The organism is Lysobacter korlensis, assembly GCF_042434515.1.
On sequence record NZ_JBHLTG010000002.1, the window covers coordinates 137,822 to 157,895 of the forward strand.

Annotated in this window: 20 protein-coding genes, 1 tRNA gene and 1 riboswitch; of the genes, 11 read left to right on the forward strand and 10 right to left on the reverse strand. The window is 71.3% G+C overall.

The window, feature by feature from the left end:
* Nucleotides 1–2,454 carry a purine-cytosine permease family protein gene (locus ACFFGH_RS09800; RefSeq protein WP_386667715.1) on the reverse strand — a complete coding sequence of 818 codons (2,454 nt, stop codon included), beginning with the start codon at nucleotides 2,452–2,454 and terminating at the stop codon, nucleotides 1–3.
* On the reverse strand, nucleotides 2,447–3,397 hold the full coding sequence (locus ACFFGH_RS09805; RefSeq protein WP_386667717.1) for a DMT family transporter: 951 nt from the start codon (nucleotides 3,395–3,397) through the stop codon (nucleotides 2,447–2,449). The genes ACFFGH_RS09800 and ACFFGH_RS09805 overlap by 8 nt, the downstream gene beginning before the upstream one ends.
* A gap of 81 nt (nucleotides 3,398–3,478) precedes the next feature.
* Between ACFFGH_RS09805 and ACFFGH_RS09810 the strand changes: the two genes are divergently transcribed.
* From ACFFGH_RS09810 to ACFFGH_RS09825, 4 genes are all read left to right on the forward strand, one after another.
* Nucleotides 3,479–3,772: a DUF503 domain-containing protein gene (locus tag ACFFGH_RS09810; RefSeq protein ID WP_386667719.1), complete on the forward strand. Its 294-nt coding sequence runs from the start codon at nucleotides 3,479–3,481 to the stop codon at nucleotides 3,770–3,772.
* A 122-nt stretch (nucleotides 3,773–3,894) separates the two neighbouring features.
* The gene (locus ACFFGH_RS09815; RefSeq protein ID WP_386667721.1) at nucleotides 3,895–4,113 is read left to right on the forward strand and encodes a hypothetical protein; all 219 of its coding nucleotides are present in this window, start codon (nucleotides 3,895–3,897) and stop codon (nucleotides 4,111–4,113) included.
* Between the two features lie 68 nt (nucleotides 4,114–4,181).
* Nucleotides 4,182–4,466 carry a hypothetical protein gene (locus tag ACFFGH_RS09820; protein WP_386667723.1) on the forward strand — a complete coding sequence of 95 codons (285 nt, stop codon included), beginning with the start codon at nucleotides 4,182–4,184 and terminating at the stop codon, nucleotides 4,464–4,466.
* Between the two features lie 38 nt (nucleotides 4,467–4,504).
* Nucleotides 4,505–5,407: a hypothetical protein gene (locus ACFFGH_RS09825; protein ID WP_386667725.1), complete on the forward strand. Its 903-nt coding sequence runs from the start codon at nucleotides 4,505–4,507 to the stop codon at nucleotides 5,405–5,407.
* Nucleotides 5,408–5,410: 3 nt separating this feature from the next.
* Here ACFFGH_RS09825 and ACFFGH_RS09830 read toward each other — a convergent pair whose 3' ends face one another.
* On the reverse strand, nucleotides 5,411–6,091 hold the full coding sequence (locus ACFFGH_RS09830; protein ID WP_386667727.1) for a response regulator: 681 nt from the start codon (nucleotides 6,089–6,091) through the stop codon (nucleotides 5,411–5,413).
* Nucleotides 6,088–8,046, reverse strand: coding sequence for a sensor histidine kinase (locus ACFFGH_RS09835; RefSeq protein WP_386667729.1), 1,959 nt, complete (start codon nucleotides 8,044–8,046; stop codon nucleotides 6,088–6,090). The genes ACFFGH_RS09830 and ACFFGH_RS09835 overlap by 4 nt, the downstream gene beginning before the upstream one ends.
* Before the next feature lie 156 nt (nucleotides 8,047–8,202).
* On the opposite strand from ACFFGH_RS09835, the gene ACFFGH_RS09840 reads away from it, so the two are divergent.
* Entirely contained in the window at nucleotides 8,203–9,093 is an 891-nt protein-coding gene (locus ACFFGH_RS09840) for a CPBP family intramembrane glutamic endopeptidase (RefSeq protein WP_386667731.1), read from the forward strand.
* 24 nt (nucleotides 9,094–9,117) lie between these two features.
* Here ACFFGH_RS09840 and ACFFGH_RS09845 read toward each other — a convergent pair whose 3' ends face one another.
* The 3 genes from ACFFGH_RS09845 to ACFFGH_RS09855 form a co-directional block, all read right to left on the reverse strand.
* Complete coding sequence (locus ACFFGH_RS09845) at nucleotides 9,118–9,402, reverse strand: hypothetical protein (RefSeq protein WP_386667733.1); 285 nt, start codon at nucleotides 9,400–9,402, stop codon at nucleotides 9,118–9,120.
* A gap of 120 nt (nucleotides 9,403–9,522) precedes the next feature.
* Nucleotides 9,523–9,912, reverse strand: a complete 390-nt coding sequence (locus ACFFGH_RS09850) for a UBP-type zinc finger domain-containing protein (protein ID WP_386667735.1) — start codon at nucleotides 9,910–9,912, stop codon at nucleotides 9,523–9,525.
* Between the two features lie 17 nt (nucleotides 9,913–9,929).
* Nucleotides 9,930–11,486 carry a glycoside hydrolase family 16 protein gene (locus tag ACFFGH_RS09855; protein ID WP_386667737.1) on the reverse strand — a complete coding sequence of 519 codons (1,557 nt, stop codon included), beginning with the start codon at nucleotides 11,484–11,486 and terminating at the stop codon, nucleotides 9,930–9,932.
* A 278-nt stretch (nucleotides 11,487–11,764) separates the two neighbouring features.
* Here ACFFGH_RS09855 and ACFFGH_RS09860 point away from each other — a divergent pair, with 278 nt between their 5' ends.
* From ACFFGH_RS09860 to ACFFGH_RS09870, 3 genes are read left to right on the forward strand one after another with little or no spacing between them, the layout of a single operon-like run.
* Nucleotides 11,765–13,525, forward strand: coding sequence for a hypothetical protein (locus tag ACFFGH_RS09860; RefSeq protein WP_386667739.1), 1,761 nt, complete (start codon nucleotides 11,765–11,767; stop codon nucleotides 13,523–13,525).
* Nucleotides 13,522–13,677 (forward strand): hypothetical protein, encoded by a 156-nt coding sequence (locus ACFFGH_RS09865; RefSeq protein WP_386667741.1) that lies wholly within the window; start codon nucleotides 13,522–13,524, stop codon nucleotides 13,675–13,677. The genes ACFFGH_RS09860 and ACFFGH_RS09865 overlap by 4 nt, the downstream gene beginning before the upstream one ends.
* Nucleotides 13,674–13,898 (forward strand): superinfection immunity protein, encoded by a 225-nt coding sequence (locus ACFFGH_RS09870; protein ID WP_386667742.1) that lies wholly within the window; start codon nucleotides 13,674–13,676, stop codon nucleotides 13,896–13,898. The genes ACFFGH_RS09865 and ACFFGH_RS09870 overlap by 4 nt, the downstream gene beginning before the upstream one ends.
* Nucleotides 13,899–13,954: 56 nt before the next feature.
* Here ACFFGH_RS09870 and ACFFGH_RS09875 read toward each other — a convergent pair.
* Nucleotides 13,955–14,028: transfer RNA gene (locus ACFFGH_RS09875), tRNA-Val, on the reverse strand.
* Nucleotides 14,029–14,080: 52 nt separating this feature from the next.
* Between ACFFGH_RS09875 and ACFFGH_RS09880 the strand changes: the two genes are divergently transcribed.
* Complete coding sequence (locus tag ACFFGH_RS09880) at nucleotides 14,081–14,497, forward strand: DUF1810 domain-containing protein (protein WP_386667744.1); 417 nt, start codon at nucleotides 14,081–14,083, stop codon at nucleotides 14,495–14,497.
* A 26-nt stretch (nucleotides 14,498–14,523) separates the two neighbouring features.
* Here the strand turns inward: ACFFGH_RS09880 and ACFFGH_RS09885 are convergent, their stop codons facing one another.
* A complete protein-coding gene (locus ACFFGH_RS09885) occupies nucleotides 14,524–15,231 on the reverse strand; it encodes a TetR/AcrR family transcriptional regulator (protein ID WP_386667746.1) in 708 nt (235 codons plus the stop codon).
* 15 nt (nucleotides 15,232–15,246) lie between these two features.
* A riboswitch (cyclic di-GMP riboswitch) is annotated at nucleotides 15,247–15,321 on the reverse strand.
* 125 nt (nucleotides 15,322–15,446) lie between these two features.
* Entirely contained in the window at nucleotides 15,447–15,905 is a 459-nt protein-coding gene (locus tag ACFFGH_RS09890; RefSeq protein ID WP_386667747.1) for a peroxiredoxin, read from the reverse strand.
* 195 nt (nucleotides 15,906–16,100) lie between these two features.
* Between ACFFGH_RS09890 and aceE the strand changes: the two genes are divergently transcribed.
* The gene (gene aceE, locus ACFFGH_RS09895) at nucleotides 16,101–18,833 is read left to right on the forward strand and encodes a pyruvate dehydrogenase (acetyl-transferring), homodimeric type (protein WP_446686151.1); all 2,733 of its coding nucleotides are present in this window, start codon (nucleotides 16,101–16,103) and stop codon (nucleotides 18,831–18,833) included.
* 8 nt (nucleotides 18,834–18,841) lie between these two features.
* Entirely contained in the window at nucleotides 18,842–20,023 is a 1,182-nt protein-coding gene (locus tag ACFFGH_RS09900; protein ID WP_386667751.1) for a PucR family transcriptional regulator, read from the forward strand.
* Nucleotides 20,024–20,074: the final 51 nt, after the last annotated feature.

The window sequence follows — 20,074 nt, forward strand, 5'->3', positions numbered from 1 at the left end:
TTAGCGCCCGCCCTCCTGCCCCCGGACGGCGTTCACCCCGAGCAGGAGCGGTGTCAGCAGACCCAGTCCGAGCGCGACGAGGACGCCGGGGTCGGTCTGCCCGAGCGCGCCGTCGGGCTGCATTCCAAGCAGCGGCAGCAGGTATCCCTGCCAGTCGAGGAAGGACAGCGACGCGCTGGTGAGGCCGAACCCGATCGCGGTGGCGAGGATGAGCGCCCCGAGGTTCACCCAGCGGAAGTCCACGTACCTGCCGCCGCGCTGCAGCAGGGAGCGGGCGTCGAACTGCCGGTGCCGGATCATCATCTCGGCGCAGAAGATCCCCGTCCACGCCGCCACCGGCACGGCGATCGTCGTGGCGACGTCCAGAAGCAGGGTCCTCATGTCGTCGACGGTGTAGGTCAGCAGCAGCGCGAGCGCGAGGACCAGGATGGCCGTCCCGACGACGCCGACGTCGCGGGCGATCCGCACACCGCTCGACTGCAGCGCAAGCCCTCCGGAGTAGAGCGTGACGGTCAGCGCCGACAGCAGCGGCAGCGCGGTGGCGAGCAGCAGCGGCACAGGGAACCAGTCGGGGAGGAGGGATGCGAGCGTTGCGAACGGCGCCTCGACGAGGCCGTCGGCCACCGTCGGGCTGGACGCCGCCAGGAGACACCCCCACACGATGAGCAGGAAGGTGGGAAGGCCCGCTCCGAAGGAGCTCCACAGCATGCTGCGCGCACTCGAGCTCTGCACGCGTTGATACCGGGCGAGATCCGATGTGCTCTGCGCCCACAGCAGTCCGACGACGCTGAACACCAGCACCGCGCCGCCGACGACGCGGACCCACGGGCCGTCCTGCACCGTGAGCGCGCCGCCCAGGTCGACAGAACCCGCCGTGAGCGCCACGAACGCCGCGAGCACGACGGCCGAGACGATGCTCAGCACCAGCTGGACCCGCTCCAGCAGCCGGAATCCGAACACCGCGTTGGCCGCCGCCGCAAGCAGTCCGACGCCGAGCGTCAGCAGGAACGCGAGCGGACGGTCCGGTTCCGCCAGCACGTCGGAGAGGATACCGACCACCGTGGTGGCCAGCAGCCACAGGAAGACCGCACCCCAGAAGACTCGCGTGACGACCGCCAGCACTGCCGGGATCACGTTGCCGAGCAGCCCGAACGTCGCGCGGGACACGATCATCGTCGGCAGCCCGCTGCGCTTGCCCGCCAGAGTGCCGAGACCGAGCGGAAGGAACGACAGTCCGATTCCGACGAGCGCGGCCACGATGCCCTGGCGGAGGCTCATCCCGCTCGCCATGAGCACCGCGCCGATCGCCACGCTGAGTGCGGTTCCGTTGGCCCCGAACCACAGCCAGAACAGCCGCGCAGCACGACCGTTCCGCTGCTCGATCGGGGTCGGTTCGACACCGCCGCGCTCGAGGCTGAACAGCCGCGGGCGGTGCGCCACGCGCTCGTCGGCCGGAAGCTCGCGCCTGCCCACCGGACCCGTGACCACCGGCACCGCGCCGGACGGAGGGAACTGGCCTGGAGGCGGCAGCTTCGCGATTCCGCCGGTGTCGACGCTCTGCAGGCGCATGTCGCTCAAGCCGTGCACGTCGGCGAGGAGGAGATTCCCGCCCGGCGTCGACACGGGCCCCCCGCCGGTGTCGGTGCTCACCCGCGAGCCCGGCGGCTCCTCGGGTGCGTCGAGGGCCAGCCACCGGGCCCGGAGCACCCGGTCGAGGTCGCTCTCGGCGCGCGGCTCGGGTGGCAGCACGAGCGGTGGCGGCCACGCCGAGGGGGTCTTCTCCTCCTGGTCGATCACCACGAAGTCCTCCGCGAACCTGACATCCGGCTCGGCGACCGCCTCCCGGTCGTCCAGCAGCACCGCGTCGACCGTCGCATCCTCGGCGAGGGGCAGGTCGATGCCGGGTCCCGTGTCCGCGCGCTGTTCGGCAGCAGGTGCCGGATCCGGCGGCGACGCTGTCGTCGCGGCGCCGTTCTGCGGTGGGGGCGGGATGATCGGCACCACCCCGGTGAAAGCCGGACGCGCCTGCTCGACGGCGTGCAGCGCCTCGGGCGTGCCCAACTCCAGCATCGCGCGCTCCCACGACTCGAAGTCGCGCGCATCCGCCTCACGCAGCTGCAGCTCCTGCTGCAGCAGCGAGATCTGATCGATGGTGCCGGTGTCGGCCCGCCCGATCTGCTCGGCCAGCTCGGTGTCATCGAGCGAGCGCCGCGGTGGCGGCGAGAAGCCGATGGCTTCGGTGTCGCCCTCCTCGGTCTCGTCCGAGTCCAGCAGATCACCCTCGTGCAGCTGCGGCGAGAACGCCGGTGGGGCCGCCGACTGCCCGCCGAGGGCCGACTCAGGCGCGGGCTCATACTGCACACCCGCAGGCGGCGGCGAGTAGGTCGACCGTCGTCGCCCCGTCGGCACCCAGTCACTCCCCGGCGAGTCCACGTTCCCGGCGTCCTCAGCCATGATCGAAATGATATTGCGACAGGGCGCCTGCCGGGCGGCGACGGGCCGCAACGAGCACGGTGATCCCGATCAGGATCAAGGCGAGGCCCGCCCACGCGACCGGGCCGGGACGCTCCCCCACCACCGCGACGGCGAGCAGGGTGGCGACGACCGGCTCGAGCAGGGTCAGCGTGGTGGCGCTGCTGGAGCGGATCGCGCGCAGCCCGTACCCGAACAGCAGGTACGCCACGAACATGGGGCCGACCGCGAGATACGTCACCACGCCGATTGCGGTGCCGCTCGTCAGGATCGGAGCACCGGTCAGCAGCAGCACCGGCAGCAGCAGCACCGCACCCGTGCCGAACATCCCGCCCATCGCGGCACGGCCAGGGTGTCCGGCGGCGATGGCGCGGGTCGAGGCGTAGGTGTACCACGCGTATGCGGCGCCGGCGAGGAGGCCGAGCAGGATGCCGGCGAGGGGGTCGGAGGCACCCGCGCCTGAGCTCGTGTCTGGGCCCGCGCCCGGGCTCGTCCCCGGGCGCTCCACTCCGCCGAGGCCGAGCAGCAGCACACCCGCCAGCGCGATCCCGGTGCTGATCGCCCACCGCCGTGACAGGCCACGACGCTCGAACAGCCATTCCCAGAGCGCCGCGAAGAGCGGCCCGGTGCCGAGCGAGACGACGTTGCCGATCGCGACGCCCGCGGCATCCATGGAGCTGTAGAACGCCAGGGGGTAGACGAACACCCCGAGCGATCCGGCCGCCAGCCAGCGCCGAGCGGCAGGGTCTCGCAGCGCTCGCAGCGCGACCGGCCCGTTGACCGCGAACAGCAGCAGGCCGCCGATCCCCATCGTGGCGGCGCCGATGGCGAGGGGGCTCACCGTCTCCGGAGCGATCGAGGCTGCCGTGCCGGTGGTGCCCCACAGCACGCAGGCGGCGACGATCGCCCAGACGGCAGCTGGCATTCCGGCTCCTCCCGCCTGCTCGTCGCAAGATTATCGAACGCCGGCCGCGTCGGTCCGCCCACGGCGTACGATCCTGTTTCCATGTGGATCGGCTGGATCGAGTTCGACCTCCTGCTCGGCGACGTGCATTCGCTGAAGGAGAAGCGCTCCCTCGTGCGCCCGATCGTGGCGGAGCTGCGCCGCCGGTTCCAGCTGAGCGCCGCCGAGGTCGGCTCCCTCGAACTGCACCGCAGGGCGGGGATCGGGGTCGCCGTGGTCGCACCTGACGCGGCGCACGCCACCCGCATGCTCGACGAGGTGGAGCGACTCGTCGACGAACGGCCGGAGGTGCAGGTGCTCTCAGCCCGCCGCGCGCTGCGGACCTCGGACGACTGAACGCCGGGCGCGCACGAGCGGCGGTTGCGCGTTCCTGGAATTTCCCCGGATCGCGGGGTGCCTGCCGGGCGATGTCGGAGGCCCGGCTGATACTCGACACGAACCACCCGAGGAGGCACCCCGTGGCACACCCGCACCGCAACGATCCCTGTTCCCTGACCGACGACCGTTTCGGGACTCTGCACGTGACCGACGTCTCCGCCGATTTCGGGTCGGGAGCCGTCGAGGTCACCTGCCCCTGTGGCGCCTGGGTGATCGAAGACGGGAGCGGCACGGCCATCGTCCGCTCGGAGTCGCAGGTCGCCGCGCTCGCCTTCCGGGAGCTCGCCGGCGCCGCGTGACGCCCCTCGGGCGGCGCGTCTAGGATCGATGTTGCGCAGGGCCGGCTGCTTCCAGGAAGGGAGCATGCGTGCCCGAGTGGCACCCCGTTTCGCTGCTGCAGCAGACCGGCCCGAACGAGTGGACGATGCGCAGCACCCGCTCGATGGACACCAGCCTCGGCAGGGTGCACCGCATCGAGTTCGGGCTGTTCCGTGAGGTCTGGTTCCGCGCGACCGTGACCGGGGACGGCGGCCCGGAGGTGATCGGCTACGCCCGCACCGCGGAGGCCGCCGCCGAGGCGATCTGGCGGCAGCCTCGGCAGGATTCCCACACGAGGCCGCACACGGGCTATCCCGGACTCGGACGAGGCTGAGCTCGCGGAGCAGGCGCCCTCCGCGAGAGGATGAGCCCGTGGCAGCGGCAGCGGATCCCGTCGACGCTCTGACGGCTGCGGCCGATGAGCTGTACGGACTGGTGCCGGGCGAGTTCACCGCGGCCCGCAACGCCCGGTCCAAGGCGGCAAAGGCCGCCGGCGACAAGGCGTTGGGAGCGGACCTCGCCCGGCTGCCGAAGCCGTCCGCCGCCGCGTGGGGCGTCAATATGCTGGTGCGCCACCGGACGACGGAGATCGACCAGCTGCTCGAGCTCGGCCGCACGATGCGCGCTGCGCAGGATGAGCTCGACAGCGACACGCTCCGCTCGCTCGGCACCCAGCGGCGCGCGGTCATCGGCGCGGTCGCGAAGCAGGCCAGGGGCCTCGCTCGGGAGCTGGGCCAGAGCCTCGGGGAACCTGCGGTCGAGGAGATCGAGCAGACGCTGCAGGCGGCCATGGCTGACGCGCGAGCGGCCGAAGCGGTCCGCAGCGGCCGGCTGGTGCGCCCGCTGACCACGGTCGGATTCGAACCCGTCGACCTCTCCGACGCCGTCGCCATCCCCGGCGAGCGGGCAGGCGCGGAGGCTCCGCCGACGGGCACGCGGCCCCCGGCTCGCCTCGATGACGCGCGACGGAAGCGCCGCATCGCGGAGGCGCAGCGGGAGCTCGACGACGCCCGCCGGAGTGTCGAGAAGTCTGAGAGTGCGGTCACAGCCGCCGGTGAGCGTCTCGACGATGCCACAGCGGAGCGGGACCGGCTGGTGCGCGAGCGCGAGGAGCTCGAGGAGCGGCTGGAGCAGCTCGGGAGCGACATCGCCGGCGCCACGAAGCGCCTCCGAGAGCTGTCCCGAGCTCGGGATGAGGCCGAAGACGCCCGTGAGGCGGCGGAGCGTGACGCGGAACGGGCGGAGCGCCGGCTCACGGAAGCCGAGAAGAGCTGAGGGCTACTCCCCCAGCCCCGCCTGCCTGGCCCGCACTGCGGCCTGCGCACGATCGGCGACCTGCAGCTTCGCGAAGATGCTCGTCAGGTGGTTCTTGACGGTCTTCAGGCTGAGGAAGAGGGAGCCGGCGATCTCGGCGTTGGTGCGGCCGTCGGCGAGGAGGTCCAGGATCTCCCGCTCCCGCGGCGTCAGCTCCGGGAAGGGTGGCGTGCTGCTTCCAGACTGAGGCTGCCCGCCCGTCAGGAAGCGCCGGATCCTCCCGGCGACGGCCGCGCCGTAGACCGCCTCCCCTCGCGCGACCGCCCGGACCGCGGAGAGGAACTCGCCGCCGCCGCTGCCCTTCAGCACGTAACCGCGGGCACCCGCGCGGAGGGCGGCGAACACCGACGCGTCGTCGTCGCTCATGGTGAGCACAAGGACCCCGAGCTCTGGTCGCTCGTCGATCAGCTGCCGGGTCGCGTCGAGCCCCGACACGCCGGGCATGGCGAGGTCCATCACGACGACATCGGGGTCCAGGGCGAGCGCCAGCTCGATCGCCTCTGCCCCGTCGCTCGCCTCGCCGACGACCTCCGCCTCGCCGACGTCCTCGAGCAGGGCCCGCAGCCCGTGGCGCAGCAGCGGGTGGTCATCGACCAGCAGCACACGCAGCGGCGCCTCACCCATCGAATCCTCCGTCGACGTCACAGCGGGAGCTCCGCTTCGACCATCGTGCCGCCTCCAGGGCGCGGAACCCGGCGCAGCACGCCGCCGAGCTCCGCGGCCCGGTCCCGCATGCTGCCGCTGCCGACGCCCTCGACGACCTGATCGGGAAGCCCACGGCCGTCGTCAGCCACCTGCAGCACCAGCCGATTCGGCTCGGCCGTGGCGCGGATCGACACCTGCTCGGCGCCGGAGTGCTTGAGCGCGTTGGTGAGCGCCTCCTGCACGATCCGGTATGCCGCCACCTCCACCGCTGCCGACAGCGGCGGCAGCTCCTTCCCCGGCGTGGTCACCGTCACCTCGGGTCCCCCATCGCCGCGAAGCGCCAGATCCTCCAGCGCTCGGACGAGGCCCAGCTCGTCGAGCGCGGCGGGACGGAGGTCATGCACCATGCGCCGGACATCCGCGACAAGGGAGTCGGTGAGCGACCGCACGGCGGCGATCGCCGGGGTGAGCTCTGCGGGTGCCTTCGCGCGAAGCACGTCGAGCCGCAGCCCGATCGCGGCGAGTCCGGGACCGAGCCCGTCGTGCAGCTCCCGGCGGAGGTACTTCCGCTCTTCCTCCCGCGCCACCACGAGCCGGGCACGCGAGGCCTGCACCTCCCGGAACAGCCGGGATGCGGCGAGCGCCACGGCCACCTGCCTGCCCAGCTCCACGAGCACCGTCGTGTCGGCGCTGGACAGCCGCTCACCCCGTGAGCGCTGCGCCACGATCAGCTCGCCCTCCTGCTCTCCACCGGCCCGGAGCGGCAGCCGCAGGGCATCCTCGCCCGGCTCACCGACCGACGAGACCACCCTGCCGTCCCGGTCGAGGATGCGCACCGCCGGGAGCCGGAGGGTCGCGGAGAGCGTCTCCGCTGCCCCGTCGAGCAGACGCCCGGCGTCGGCGGATGCCTCGAGACGCGACCCTAGCCGCAGCAGTGCCGCGGACGGGTCGCCGCGGTCACCGAACAGCAGTCGCCCGGCGGTCCGCTGCAGCAGGTCACGTACCGGCGCGAAGGCGATGGCGACCGCCGCGGTGCCGAGCAGCGGCACCAGCACGCCGTCGTCCGTGCCGAGCAGCGTGGAGAACGTGCCGACGACGGCCAGGTACAGGCCGAGCAGAAGCACCGTGACCGCGCCGTAGACGACCGTGCGGCGCAGATACACCTCCACCTCGAACAGGCGCGAACGGAAGATCGAGACCGCCGTCGCGATCGGGACGAGCGGCAGGGTGACGGCCAGCAGGAAGATGCCGAGCGGCGAGTTCTGCTCCAGCAGCGAGTCGGTGATGAGGGCGGCCGCCAGCAGCGCTGCGGCGGCGAGCACCGGTGTCAGCTGCCGGCGCAGCACCTCGTCCCTCCGCCGCATCCGCACGGCGAGGGCGGTCACACCGGATGCGGCAAGCGCGACCATCAGCACCCCGAACGCGGGCGCGAGCACCGTGTCGGTCGGGACGAACCCGACCGGGTTCGGACGGTCCACCCCCCAGAGCCAGATCGAGTCGCGGAACATCAGCAGTACGAGAAGCCCCGCAGCGGCCGTGACCAGCGCGGCGAACACCGGGCGCCAGCGGTGCGACGGGAGGCGGCCGTCCGGCACGAACAACGGCAGGAACAGCAGCGGCGCGAACCCGGCGAAGAAGATCCAGTTGGTGACCCACGCGGCGACACCCGCCAGCGGCCACCCGTCGACGAGGCCGGATGCCGCGTAGCCCCCGGTCAGCGCCTGCAGCGCCAGCCCGCTGCCCCCGGCGAGGAAGAGCCAGCCCACGGGGTGCCGGCGCCGCCGTGTGACGATGAGGGCGCCGACGACGGGGTAGGTCGTGCCCACCACCACATCGACGAGGAGGTATCCGATGTCGGCGGGGTCCGCCCGCACCGTGAGGATCACCCCCGCCAGCACCGCGGCCAGTGAGGCTGCCGGGATCGCCCACGGCCAGCGGGAGACGGTGTTCTGCATCCCGCCATCCTGCCGGTCGCGCTTCCCGCTGCGGAATAGGACCCCGGTCCCGATGTCGTGGGACCCGATCCGCGTCGGGTCCCATGCCGGAAACCGGGAGCGGGTCAGGACCCTGGACTCATGCTTCCGGACCCGCCGCTGCGGTGACATCGGTGCATGACAACCACCACCTCATCCCCCGTCCATTCCACGCCCCCAACCCCCGGAGGCCGGCATCCGGCGACGCGCCGGCAGCTCGTCGCCTTCTGGGCGGTGCTTGCCGGACTGGTGCTGCCTTCGGTCGCGGTCGCGGTCGCGCACGGCGTGCATCTCGAGCACCTCGACAAGGCGCCGCTGCCCGCCCAGCTCGCCCTCTACGGCCAGGCGCTCGCGCCTGCGCTCGCCACCCTGGCCGCCTGGGCCGTCGGCAGGCGCGCTCCCGACTGGGGGTTCCGCCGTGTCGGCTGGGGCGCGATCGGCACCGCGTGGCTGCTTCCGGTGCTCGGGCTCGGCCTCGCCTACGGCACGGCCTGGCTCACCGGCCTCGCGGGGTTCCGGCCGGCGGCGCTCGCGGATTCGAGCGGCATGCCGTTCCTGGTGGTGCTGCTGCTCGGGCTCATCCCCGGCCTCGTCCCGTACCTTCTGCTGGCGCTAACGGAACAGCTCGGCTGGAGCTCCCTGCTCACCGCCCGGCTGGGCGAGAGCCGCGGTGCCGACTCCACGGCGGTGCTGGTCGGACTGTCCTGGGCCGCCTTCCACGTGCCGATGATGCTGTTCGTGAACGGAGCGGTCCCGGCCGGCCTCCCGGTCCCGTGGGCTGTCGCGATGTTCGTGCTGCAGTGTGTCGTGCTCGCCTTCCCGATGGTCTGGCTCCGGTTGCGCACGCGGAGCATCTGGCCCGTGCTCGTGATGCACGCGACCCTCAACGCGGTCCTCTACTGGATCGCGGAACCCGCGACCGATCCGGCCGGTACCGCGGGGTGGTTCGTCGGCGAGGGAGGCGTGCTCACGGCGGCGGGGCTGCTCGTCGCGGTGGTCGCAACCGCACGGCTCTGGCGCCGCTCCTGACGGGCGCCGGCGGCGGTCCCCCGCTCAGCCGGCGGCACCGCCTGCGAAACCAGGCGCGACGAGCCCGTCGCGCAGCGCCAGCGCGCTGATGACGGAGAGTGCGGCATTCCAGCCCGCGAACCTGCCGCAGGGAGTCGGCGCCGGGAGCAGCGCCAGCACTTCGAATCCCTCGCCGCTGCGCTCGATGTAGCCGAGCACGCGGCGGGGATCCGCCTTGTCGAGCACCCGGTCGCACACGCGCCACTCGTGGTCACTGAGGGCCACCACCTCGAGCCGCGGGTTCGCAGGTGGGTGCACGGTGCTGGTCATCATCGGCCTTCTCTCTGCTTTGAGAGTAGAACCACCGTACGTCAGCTGAGGGGGGATTGACACACCTTATGTCTGTCAGACAATGCACCCGCGCGGCCAGCCGGTTCAGACAACGTTCGGCTAGCGTTCGGCGTTCGGTAACGGATGCAGGTGGTCGCGCCAGTCCGGCGGGACGCGCCCAGCTGGGCCCGGCGACGGCTGACTTCGGGGACGACTGAGCGGCGGCGCGAGCTCACGCCCGAAGACGTACCGGCCCTCCCGGTAGTCCCAGAACCAGCTCTCTCCCGGCTCGTAGGAGCGGACGATCGGGTGTCCCGTCTGGGCGGCATGCGCGCGGGCGTGCTGGGACGGCGACGTCTCGCAGCAGCCGATGTGCCCGCAGGCGGCGCAGCGGCGAAGGTGCAGCCACCAGCCGCCCGCTGCCTCGCACTCGACGCAGCCGGTTCCGCTCGGCGGGACGGTCACATCGATCGCGGCGCCGGCATCAGGATCCGGCTTCCCGACATCCACGAAGACAGCGTACGTCGCTAGCCGTGGCGCTCCCAGGTGCGCACGTGATCCACCTGGAAGTCCAGCGGCTGAGTCCAGTCGCGGTGTGCCGGATCCGGCAGACCCCAGTACTTCGACGAGGGTCCGACGTGCAGGTTGAGGCGCATATGCAGCGGAGAGCCGAAGTAGGCCTCATTCCAGAGGTTCGGGTGGGTCAGCGGCGTCACGCGCGCCACCCGCACGTCATCGACGTAGATCGCCGCGTAGTCGGGCAGAAGTTCGAACGCATACGTGTGGAAGTCGTCCCAGACCGGCGTCGGCGCGCCGGAGTCGGCGTGGTGCCAGATGTACTTCTCGTTGTTCACGTTCAGCGTGTTGGTGTGCACAGTGGTCGTGGACGTGTCGATGCGCTGACCGCCCGGGGCGGCGTGCTCGTTGTAGCCCCACGCCTCCAGGATGTCGATCTCGCCGAGCTGCGAGTTCCGCAGCCAGAAGGCCGCCAGCGCACCATACGTCTTCGGTCCCGTCGGCACCTTCGCCCGGATCTCCCAGCGCCCCCAGCGCTGACCGCGGGAGACGTCGCCTGACTTCAGGGAGCGCTGATCCAGATAGCCGGTCGTGTGCCACAGCTCGGTCGGGCCTGCGCCGGCCGTCCGGATGGTCGGAGTGTCGAGCCAGTCTCCCCGGATGTGCGCGATGCCCGCGGCGTCGACGGAGACCTGGCCCCGGTCCGGCACCGCCGCGTCGAACAGGAGCCCGAGGTCGCTGCGGCCGCGCACGTTCCACTTGGCGGGGTCGATCGCGGGCCGGCCGGTGCCGGGGTCGACGTAGTCGAACTCGTCGCGCCACGTCGGCTCACCCCACGCTGCGGCGGAGGGCGGGAGCTGCTGCGGAGCATCCGGAGCCGGCACGGGAGCCGGGTCGGGCGCGGCGGGCGGTGCGGTCGGCTGCTCCACCACCGGGGGCTTCGGCGGGAGCGGAGCCGCGACGAGCCGCGCGTCGAAGGTGACGTTGTGCGTGGCCCGCCAGTTGGACTGCACCTGCGCAGCGATCACATTCCTGCCGGCGCGGAGGACGGACGCGGGGATGGTCGCCTTCCCGGGCGACGCCTTCGCCTTCGCCGTCTGCGGCGCCGTGACCGCATAGCTCTTGGTGGTGATGGGGCCGCCGGGGAGGTTGCGCCGAAGCACCTCGGTGCCGTTGACATAGACGATGACGCCGTCGTCGGCCCACGTGGTGAGCGTGACGCCGCCGGCCGGCACGCTCTTCAGGGTGAAGGTGCGCTGGAAGAAGGTCGCCAGCGGCTTCGTCTTGAACGAGTTGGGCAGCTTCGTGCCGAGGGCACCGGTGCCGGTGCCGAACCCGAGCGGCGCCTTCCCACGCTTCCAGGGGACGGTCGCGGTACGCCAGCTCTTCGGCGGCTCAGCCGAGCCCCGGTAGTAGGACCAGCCGGTGCTGCCGAAGGCGACGATGGTGGTGGGCGCGGCAGCGGCGGGAGCGGCGGGGACCGCGAACCCGGTGACGAGGACCCCGGTGAGCAGCGCGCCGGCCAGCATCCGGAAGGTGCGCGAGGGGCGCGGCAATGGCCTGTCCATGACGAGGACTGTCGGCACGAGGTCGGCCGCCGTCGAGAGTTCCGCCTCCCCCAGAACGTGGACCCCCTGTGTGCGGGGCGGGCCCTTCCCTTGCCCGTCGACGCCACGCCGACTAGACAGGGGAACGCGATTCCTCGCAGCCTGAGTGGAGCGACGATGCAAGAGCACCCCATCACGCGGCGGTCGGCGCCGACCTGGGCTGGGACGCCCGGTTCCACGCCGAGCTCGCGCCCGCTCGGCCCGGATCGGCCGGTGCTGCACGGGACGGTTGCGGCGGTGTGAGCACGACGGAGCAGGGCACGACGGCGTCGTCGCCGGAGGCCGACGAGCCCACGGCACCCGTGCGTCCGCGGGACACGGGGAGGCTCCGACTGCGCGGCGTGGCACCGCCGCTCCGGGTGATCGTGATCGTCGGGCTCGCGGTGTCGCTCGCTCTGGCCCTGGTCGTGATCGTCCCAGCCTGGCGGGCCGCCGTCTCGGCAGCCGGGCTGGGCTCGGTTGCGCCGCAGTGGGTGCGGATCGTCGCATTCTCTGCCTGTGGCGCGCTCTCAGCGCTGGCCCTCGCGGCAGCCCTCGTTCGCGCGACCCCAGGACCGCACCGGGTCCGGGGGTCGCGGCTGGTCCTCGCGGCGATCCCCGTCCTGGCCGTCGCGATGCCCGCGCTCTGGATGGCCGGCAACCGTAACGGCCTCCTCCTCGCCGCGATCTGCCTCGTGTCGGCCGGGGCCTCCGCCACCTCCGCCATCGCTGCGGTGCTGCCCCCTCGGCAGCAGACCCGGCAGGCCGCATGGGTGATGGCGGCCGGCGTCTGCGCGGGGCTGCCGTGGATACTGGCCGCCGCGCACGCGGTGGCCGTCGGGAGCACCGATCGGGACCTGCTGTGGCTGAGCCTCACCCTGATGGGCAGCGGACTCACGCTCGCACTTGCCCTGTACGGGCTGGTCCGGGCGGCGGAGTCCCGGTCCGATCGCGTGACGACGCTGCGCGGGCGGCGCGACGGCTCCCTCCGGGTCGCCTGGGTCGTGCTCGGCGTGGTTGCACTGCTCTATGCCGTCCGGTTCGTGTGGCTGTCCGGATTCTTCGCGGGGGACGCCATGATCTGGCGCTGGGCGGGGCCGGAGACGTGGCCGCACGCGCTCCTCGTGGCCGGCGTCCTGGTGGCGGTGGTCGTCCGCTCGGAGGCGGCGCCGGTCCGGCCGCGAGGCCGGATCAGCGTCTTCCTCGTTTTGATCACCGCCGTCTCCCTCGGGGTGAGCGTCGCATCCGTGTGGGGAGGACTCGTGGTGCTCGTCGACCTCGTCTTCCCCGGCGGCTTCGGCACCATCGACGGCGTTCTCGCGGTGCTCGGCACACCGGTGGTGCTCCCTGCCGTCGCCGGGGCGCTCGTCTTCGTCGTGCTGCCGGCCTGCCGCCATTCGATGGGGCGCATGGTCTCGCTCGTGGCGGTCGTCCACCTCCTGCCGCTCGCGATCTCGGAACCGTGGGACCCCTCCCTCTCGTCACCGCTTCTCGAGCGCTGGTTCGCTCCGGCGACGATGGTGCTGGCGGCGAGCGTCCTGATCGTGGCCGCGCTGCTCGTGATCAAGACGCTGAGGCCGGGATCCGCCATTCCGATACCGGCGCTGATCCGGCTGCTCGTGCTGCCCTTCGTCGCGGTGCACGCGCTGGTCCTGCTTCCGGCAGCGTTGGAGCTCGAGCTGGCGCCGGTCGTCGCGGCGGTCGGGGCGGTTCTCGCGCTCCTGGTCTTCCGCCGTCCGGTCGCCGCCGACCGGTGGGCGCAGAGCGGGAACGTGCTTGGCGCGACCACCGCGGCGGTGTTCACGCTGACGGTGTTCGCGTTCTCCCTGGCGGATCCCGAATTCGTGTCGCAGACCGATCCGGTCGCCATCCTCTGGCTCGTGGTCCCCCTCGCGGCCGCGCTCTGCCTTTCTCGCCGCGCGCCGTCGCGCGACGCGGAGGGAGGGGGCGGCGCTGGAACGGCGGTGATCGCGGAACCGGGTTCGGCGCGCCGTCCTGGAAGCGTGCCGAGTGGGCGTTGAACCTGACGCTGTCCGACGACCGGGAGCGGCGCATCGTCGGCTTCGAAACACTCCAGTTCCTCGCCGAGAGTGAGTGGGCCGGCGAGCATGAAGCGGATCTCGTCGCCGCTGCGCGAGCGTCGCCAGGGCACCCCCGTACGCTAGAAGCGTGACCTACCTGACCGATCAGCGCGATCGCCCCGTGAGCGCGTTCGTTGCCGTCGTCGTGGCGCTTCTCACCGCGGGCTACATGCTGCCTTGGGCGGTCGCCGCACTGCGCGGGAAGTCGAACCACTGGACGATCTTCTGGATCAACCTGCTGGGCGGCTGGACGGTGATCCTGTGGATCGTCGCCCTCGTCATGGCGTTCAGCGCGCACAAGAGCCGCTTGTAGCCGGTGGGTCGCCGCCGGCACTCCTCGCGACAAACTCCGGGCCGGGCATCCTCCGGTGGGCCCTGAGGGACTCGAACCCCCGACATCCACGGTGTAAGCGTGGCGCTCTAACCAACTGAGCTAAGAGCCCGGACCTTCATCGTACCGACGGCTCCGCGCGCTATCGTGCCGCTGGAGGCGACATGGCAGACATCCCGGATCCGCACGACTTGCGCCGCTTCGTCGAGGCGCAAGACCAGGGCGGCGTGTACGAGAACGCGGTTCAGGAGCTTCGTCGCGGTCGCAAGCAGAGTCACTGGATGTGGTTCGTGTTCCCGCAGCTGCGCGGCCTCGGATCCAGCTCGATGGCTGTGCGGTACGGAATCGCGTCGCTCGACGAGGCGCGCGCATATCTGGCGCATCCAGTGCTCGGGCCGCGGTTGCTCGAGTGCGCCGAGATCGTGGCGAGCTCGGATGGCGGGAGCGCCGACGCGATCTTCGGACCCGTCGACGCGGTGAAGCTCCGGTCGTCGATGACGCTGTTCGCGGAGGCGGGCACCGACGCGGAGACCTTCCAGCGGGTGCTCGACCGGTTCTTCGACGGTTCGGGCGACCGGTGACCCTGGAACGGCTGTGACGACCGCGCCTAGGGCACCATGGGGAGCACGAGCCCGAGCGCGCCGATGCCGGTGATCACGACACCGTTCACGACGACCAGCACCCGTGTCGACGCGGTGAGGTCGTCCCACCAGCGGCGGATCGCGCCGAGCTGGGGCGACGCCGGCTGAGGGGCCGTCACGAGCCGGTGGCGGGCGATGAGGTCCCGGGCCATCTCCTTCGCCCGGAGGGCCGCCTTGGCGTCACCCTCCACGGCGTTGATGATCGAGCCCTTCATCAGGATGTGCCACGAGAGTGCCAGCTCGTCCGGGTCGCGGAGCCCCGCCTCCGTCGCCAGCGTGCCGACGATACGGCGGATGTGCACGAGGTACTCGGCGCTCGCCCGGCCGAGCGGGTGCTCGCGGCCCATCTCGAGCAGCACGTTGATGAATGTGCACGCCTCGTAGTCGTCGCGCCGGAACCATTCGTCGAACACATCGAAGATCGCGAGCAGGCGCTCCTCCGGCGTCGTGCCGCGCGCGCGGGCTCCGGCCTCGACGACACCGAATGTCCACTCGCGCTCCCGGCGCTCGAGGCACTCGGCCGCGAGGTCATCGCGGGTGGGGAACTCGCGCTCGAAGTCGGCATGCGAGACACGTGCCACGCGCTCGATCTCGCCGACGCTCACATCCCGGATGCCGCGGTTGACGAACAGCGGGTACGCAGAGGAGACGATTCGTTCGCGTACGTCGGTCAAGGAACTTGCTCTCACTTCGGTAGCCCGGCGAACCGCGTGGGTCCCGTGGCGTTGCGTCCCCGGCTCGCACCGGGTTTGCCGTTGTCGGTTGGTCGGCTCCAGCGGCCGGTCAGCGGGTCCGAACCGCAGGGCTCCGGGAGCAGAAGGCACACGCTACGCCGGGTCAGCGAACACGGCAACCGCACCGGCGTGTCCCCCAGCCGGCACCCAGGCGGTTACCGAAGACCGTCCAGCGCGGCCCGGTAGCGGCTCAGCGGCCGGCCTTCGCCGGGCGGGAATACGAAGCTGTCGCGGACGATCCCGGAGCCGTCGATCAGGAAGGTTCCGCGGGCCGCGTACCCGCGGTCCTCGAGGAACACGCCGTACCGGCGCGCGACAGCGCCGTGCGGCCAGAAGTCCGCGAGCAAGCGGACCCCGAAGCGCTCCTGCTCGCCCCAGGCGCGAAGCGAGGCCTTCGAGTCGACGGATATCCCGACGAGCTCCACTCCGGCCACCGCGAAGAGGCCGAGGTTGTCTCGCAGCTCGCGGAGCTCGGTGGTGCAGGCCCCGGAGAAGGCGAGCGGGAAGAAGACGAGCGCCACGGCCCGGCCGCGATACCCGGAAAGCTGGATCGTCTCGCCGTACTGGCTGGACAAGTCGAAGTCGGGCGCCCGGGTGCCGATCGGCGGGTGCATGCTGAGCTCCTCCTGCATCCCCGCCGGTCCTGGCGGGGCGAAGCGCCATCCTATGCAGGCGCCCGTCCGGGTGCTCAAGGGACGTCCTGCGCCGATGACTAGACTCGGATGCGCGAAAGATCGGCGGTGCATCGCGACCCGACCACCCCGAGATTCCTCGAGATCGAACCAACCAGGAAGAGGTCGACGGTGACGGTGAACGATCAGGACCCCTACTCGGTGACCAAGGCCGACCCGGACCCTGAAGAGACTGCCGAGTGGCAGGAATCGCTCGATGCGCTGGTGGAGGCTCAGGGCAGGGGTCGCGCTCGCGAGATCATGCTGAGCCTGCTGAAGCGCTCGAAGGAGCTCCAGCTCGGCGTGCCGATGGTGCCCACGACGGACTACATCAACACCATCGCGCCGGAGAACGAGCCGCAGTTCCCGGGCAACGAGGAGATCGAGCGCCGCTACCGCGCCTGGATCCGCTGGAACGCCGCCATCACGGTGCACCGGGCGCAGCGCCCCGGCATCGCGGTGGGCGGTCACATCTCCACCTACGCCTCGTCCGCCGCACTCTATGAGGTGGGCCACAACTGGTTCTTCCGCGGCCAGGACTCCCCCACCGGCGGCGACCAGATCTTCTACCAGGGCCACGCCTCCCCCGGCATGTACGCCCGCGCGTTCCTCGAGGGGCGCATCGGCACCGACAAGCTCGACGGCTTCCGGCAGGAGCACTCGCACGACGGCGGAGGCCTCAGCTCCTACCCGCACCCGCGGCTCATGCCGGACTTCTGGCAGTTCCCGACGGTGTCGATGGGGCTCGGTCCCATCAATGCCATCTACCAGGCGCAGTCCAACAAGTACCTCACCAACCGGGGCATCAAGGATGTCTCCGAATCGCAGGTCTGGGCGTTCCTCGGCGACGGCGAGATGGATGAGGTCGAGAGCCGCGGCGCGCTGCAGCTGGCCGCGAACGACGGTCTCGACAACCTCAACTTCGTCATCAACTGCAACCTGCAGCGCCTCGACGGCCCCGTCCGCGGCAACGGGAAGATCATCCAGGAGCTGGAGAGCTTCTTCCGCGGCGCGGGCTGGAACGTCATCAAGGTCGTCTGGGGCCGGGAATGGGACGACCTGCTCGCCCGCGACACCGAGGGCGCCCTCGTGAACCTGATGAACGCCACCCCGGATGGCGACTACCAGACCTACAAGGCCGAATCCGGAGCCTTCGTGCGGGACAACTTCTTCGCCAGGGACCCGCGTGCGCTCGAGCTCGTGAAGGACTACTCCGACGAGCAGATCTGGAACCTCAAGCGCGGCGGCCACGACTACCGCAAGGTGTACGCGGCGTTCAAGGCGGCCACCGAGCACACGGGCCAGCCGACGGTGATCCTGGCGAAGACGGTCAAGGGCTACGGCTTGGGACCGTCCTTCGAGGGCCGCAACGCGACCCACCAGATGAAGAAGCTCACCCTCGACAACCTGAAGCAGTTCCGCGACGAGATGCGAATCCCCATCTCCGACGCGCAGCTCGAGGAGAACCCCTACCTGCCCCCCTACTACCACCCGGGCGAGGATGACGAGGCGATCCAGTACCTGCGGGAGCGCCGGCGGGAGCTCGGCGGCTTCGTGCCGGAGCGCCGCTCCAAGTACACGCAGATCGACCTGCCCGAGCCGACCACCTACGACATCGTGAAGAAGGGCTCCGGCAAGCAGGAGGTCGCCACCACCATGGCGTTCGCGCGCCTGCTGAAGGATCTGCTCCGCGCAAAGGGCTTCGGCCACCGCATCGTGCCGATCATCCCGGATGAGGCGCGCACCTTCGGCATGGACGCGTACTTCCCGAGTGCGAAGATCTACAACCCCCATGGGCAGCACTACACGAGCGTCGACCGCGAGCTGCTGCTGGCCTACAAGGAGAGCGTGCAGGGCCAGATCCTGCACGTCGGCATCAACGAGGCCGGCGCGACCGCCGCGTTCACCGCGGCAGGAACGTCCTACTCGACGCACGGCGAGCCGCTGCTGCCCGTGTACGTCTTCTACTCGATGTTCGGATTCCAGCGCACCGGTGACGCGTTCTGGGCGGCGGGCGACCAGATGACCCGCGGGTTCATCATCGGCGCCACCGCAGGGCGCACCACGCTCACCGGCGAGGGCCTCCAGCACGGGGACGGCCACTCCCCGATCCTGGCGCAGACGAACCCCGCGGTCGTGACCTACGACCCGGCCTACGGCTACGAGCTCGGCCACATCATGCGGGACGGCATCGAGCGCATGTACGGCGGCTCGCACCCCGACCCGAACGTCATGTACTACCTGACCGTCTACAACGAGCCGATGGTGCAGCCCGCGGAGCCGGAGCAGCTCGACGTCGACGGGCTGCTGCGGGGCATCTACAAGCTGAAGGATGCTCCGACCGGCGAGGGGGACAACCGCTCCCGCGTGCAGCTGCTCGCCTCCGGCGTCGCCGTGCCGTGGGCGCTCGAGGCGCAGGAGCTGCTGGCGAACGACTGGAACGTCCGGGCGGACGTCTGGAGCGTCACCAGCTGGAACGAGCTGCGGCGCGACGGCCTCGCCGTCGAGCAGCGGAACTTCCTGAACCCGAACGACGAGCGCGCGGTGCCGTACGTCACTCGCAAATTGTCGGAGACGGAGGGGCCGTTCCTCGGGGTCACGGACTTCATGCACGCCGTCCCGGACCAGATCCGTCCCTTCGTGCCCGGCGACTTCGCGACGCTCGGCGCGGACGGCTTCGGGTTCTCCGACACCCGCCCCGCCGCGCGCCGCTACTTCAAGATCGACGGGCCGTCGATCGCCGTGCGTGCGCTGGAGCAGCTGGTGCAGCGCGGGCAGATGGACCCGAGCGTGCCGGCCCAGGCGATCGAGCGCTACCGCCTGCACGACGTGACGGCGGGTACCACGGGCTCGGCGGGCGGCGAAAGCTGACCGCACGGGTGAGGAAGACGAAGGAGCAGACCCTCGCATGGCTCCGTGCCATCGCCGGTGAGCTCGCCACCGCGACGATCCGGCGACTCGACGAGACGCTGCCCTGGTACGGCGACATGCCGCCGGGCCGGCGCAGCGCCGTCGGGCTCGTCGCCCAAGCCGGCATCAGCTCGTTCATCTCCTGGTTCGACGACCCGAAATCGACGCCCTGGATCGCCGCAGACGTCTTCGGCGCCGCCCCGCGGGAGCTGCTCCGCTCGGTGACCCTGCAGCAGACGCTGCAGCTCATCCGGGTGACCGTCGAAGTCGTCGAAGAGCGGGTCAAGGACAGCGACGACGACCTGCGCGAGGCGATCCTGCTGTACTCGCGTGAGATCGCATTCGCCGCGGCGGACGTGTACGCGCGCGCCGCCGAGCAGCGCGGCCTCTGGGATGCCCGGCTAGAGGCCCTCGTGGTCGACTCGATCCTCTCCGGCGAGTACGACAACGAGCTGCCGAGCCGCATCGCGGCGCTCGGCTGGAACGGGCACGGCGAGGTCAGCGTCCTGGTCGGCACGTCGCCCCGGATGCTCGACGTCGACCAGATCCGCCGCACCGCCCGGCACCTGGACGCCGACGTGCTCATCGGCGTGCAGGGCAACCGCCTGGTGCTCGTCCTCGGCCGGTCGACACCGCCCGGCGAGGAGCGGGAGGAGCCGGTGCTGCCCTTCCTCGAGATCGCGACCCGCCTGGAGCCGAGCTTCGGCCCCGGCCACCTGGTGCTCGGGCATGAGGTTCCGAGCCTCGTGGATGCGGCGAAGAGCGCGAAGGCGGCCCTGGCCGGGTTCGCCGTGGCGCGCTCTTGGCGGAACGCCCCGCGGCCGGCCCTCGCCGACGACCTCCTCCCCGAGCGGGCGCTGGCCGGCGATCCGCTTGCCCGGTCCACCCTGGTGAGCCGCATCTACCGGCCGCTTCAGGCTCACTCGACGGAGCTGCTCTCGACCCTCTGGTGCTACCTCGACAACGGCCGCTCGCTCGAGGCGACCGCACGGGAGATGTTCGTGCACCCGAACACCGTCCGGTACCGCCTGAAGCGGATCAGCGAGGTGATCGGCTGGGACGCCACCGGCTCCCGGGAGGCGCTGATCCTGCAGACGGCGCTCATCCTCGGTTCTATCGCGGAGCCCGATACTCCGCGGATCCGCCGCTGACTGTGGCGATCCACAACGATGCGGGAGATATCTTTGGCGGGATGCACACAG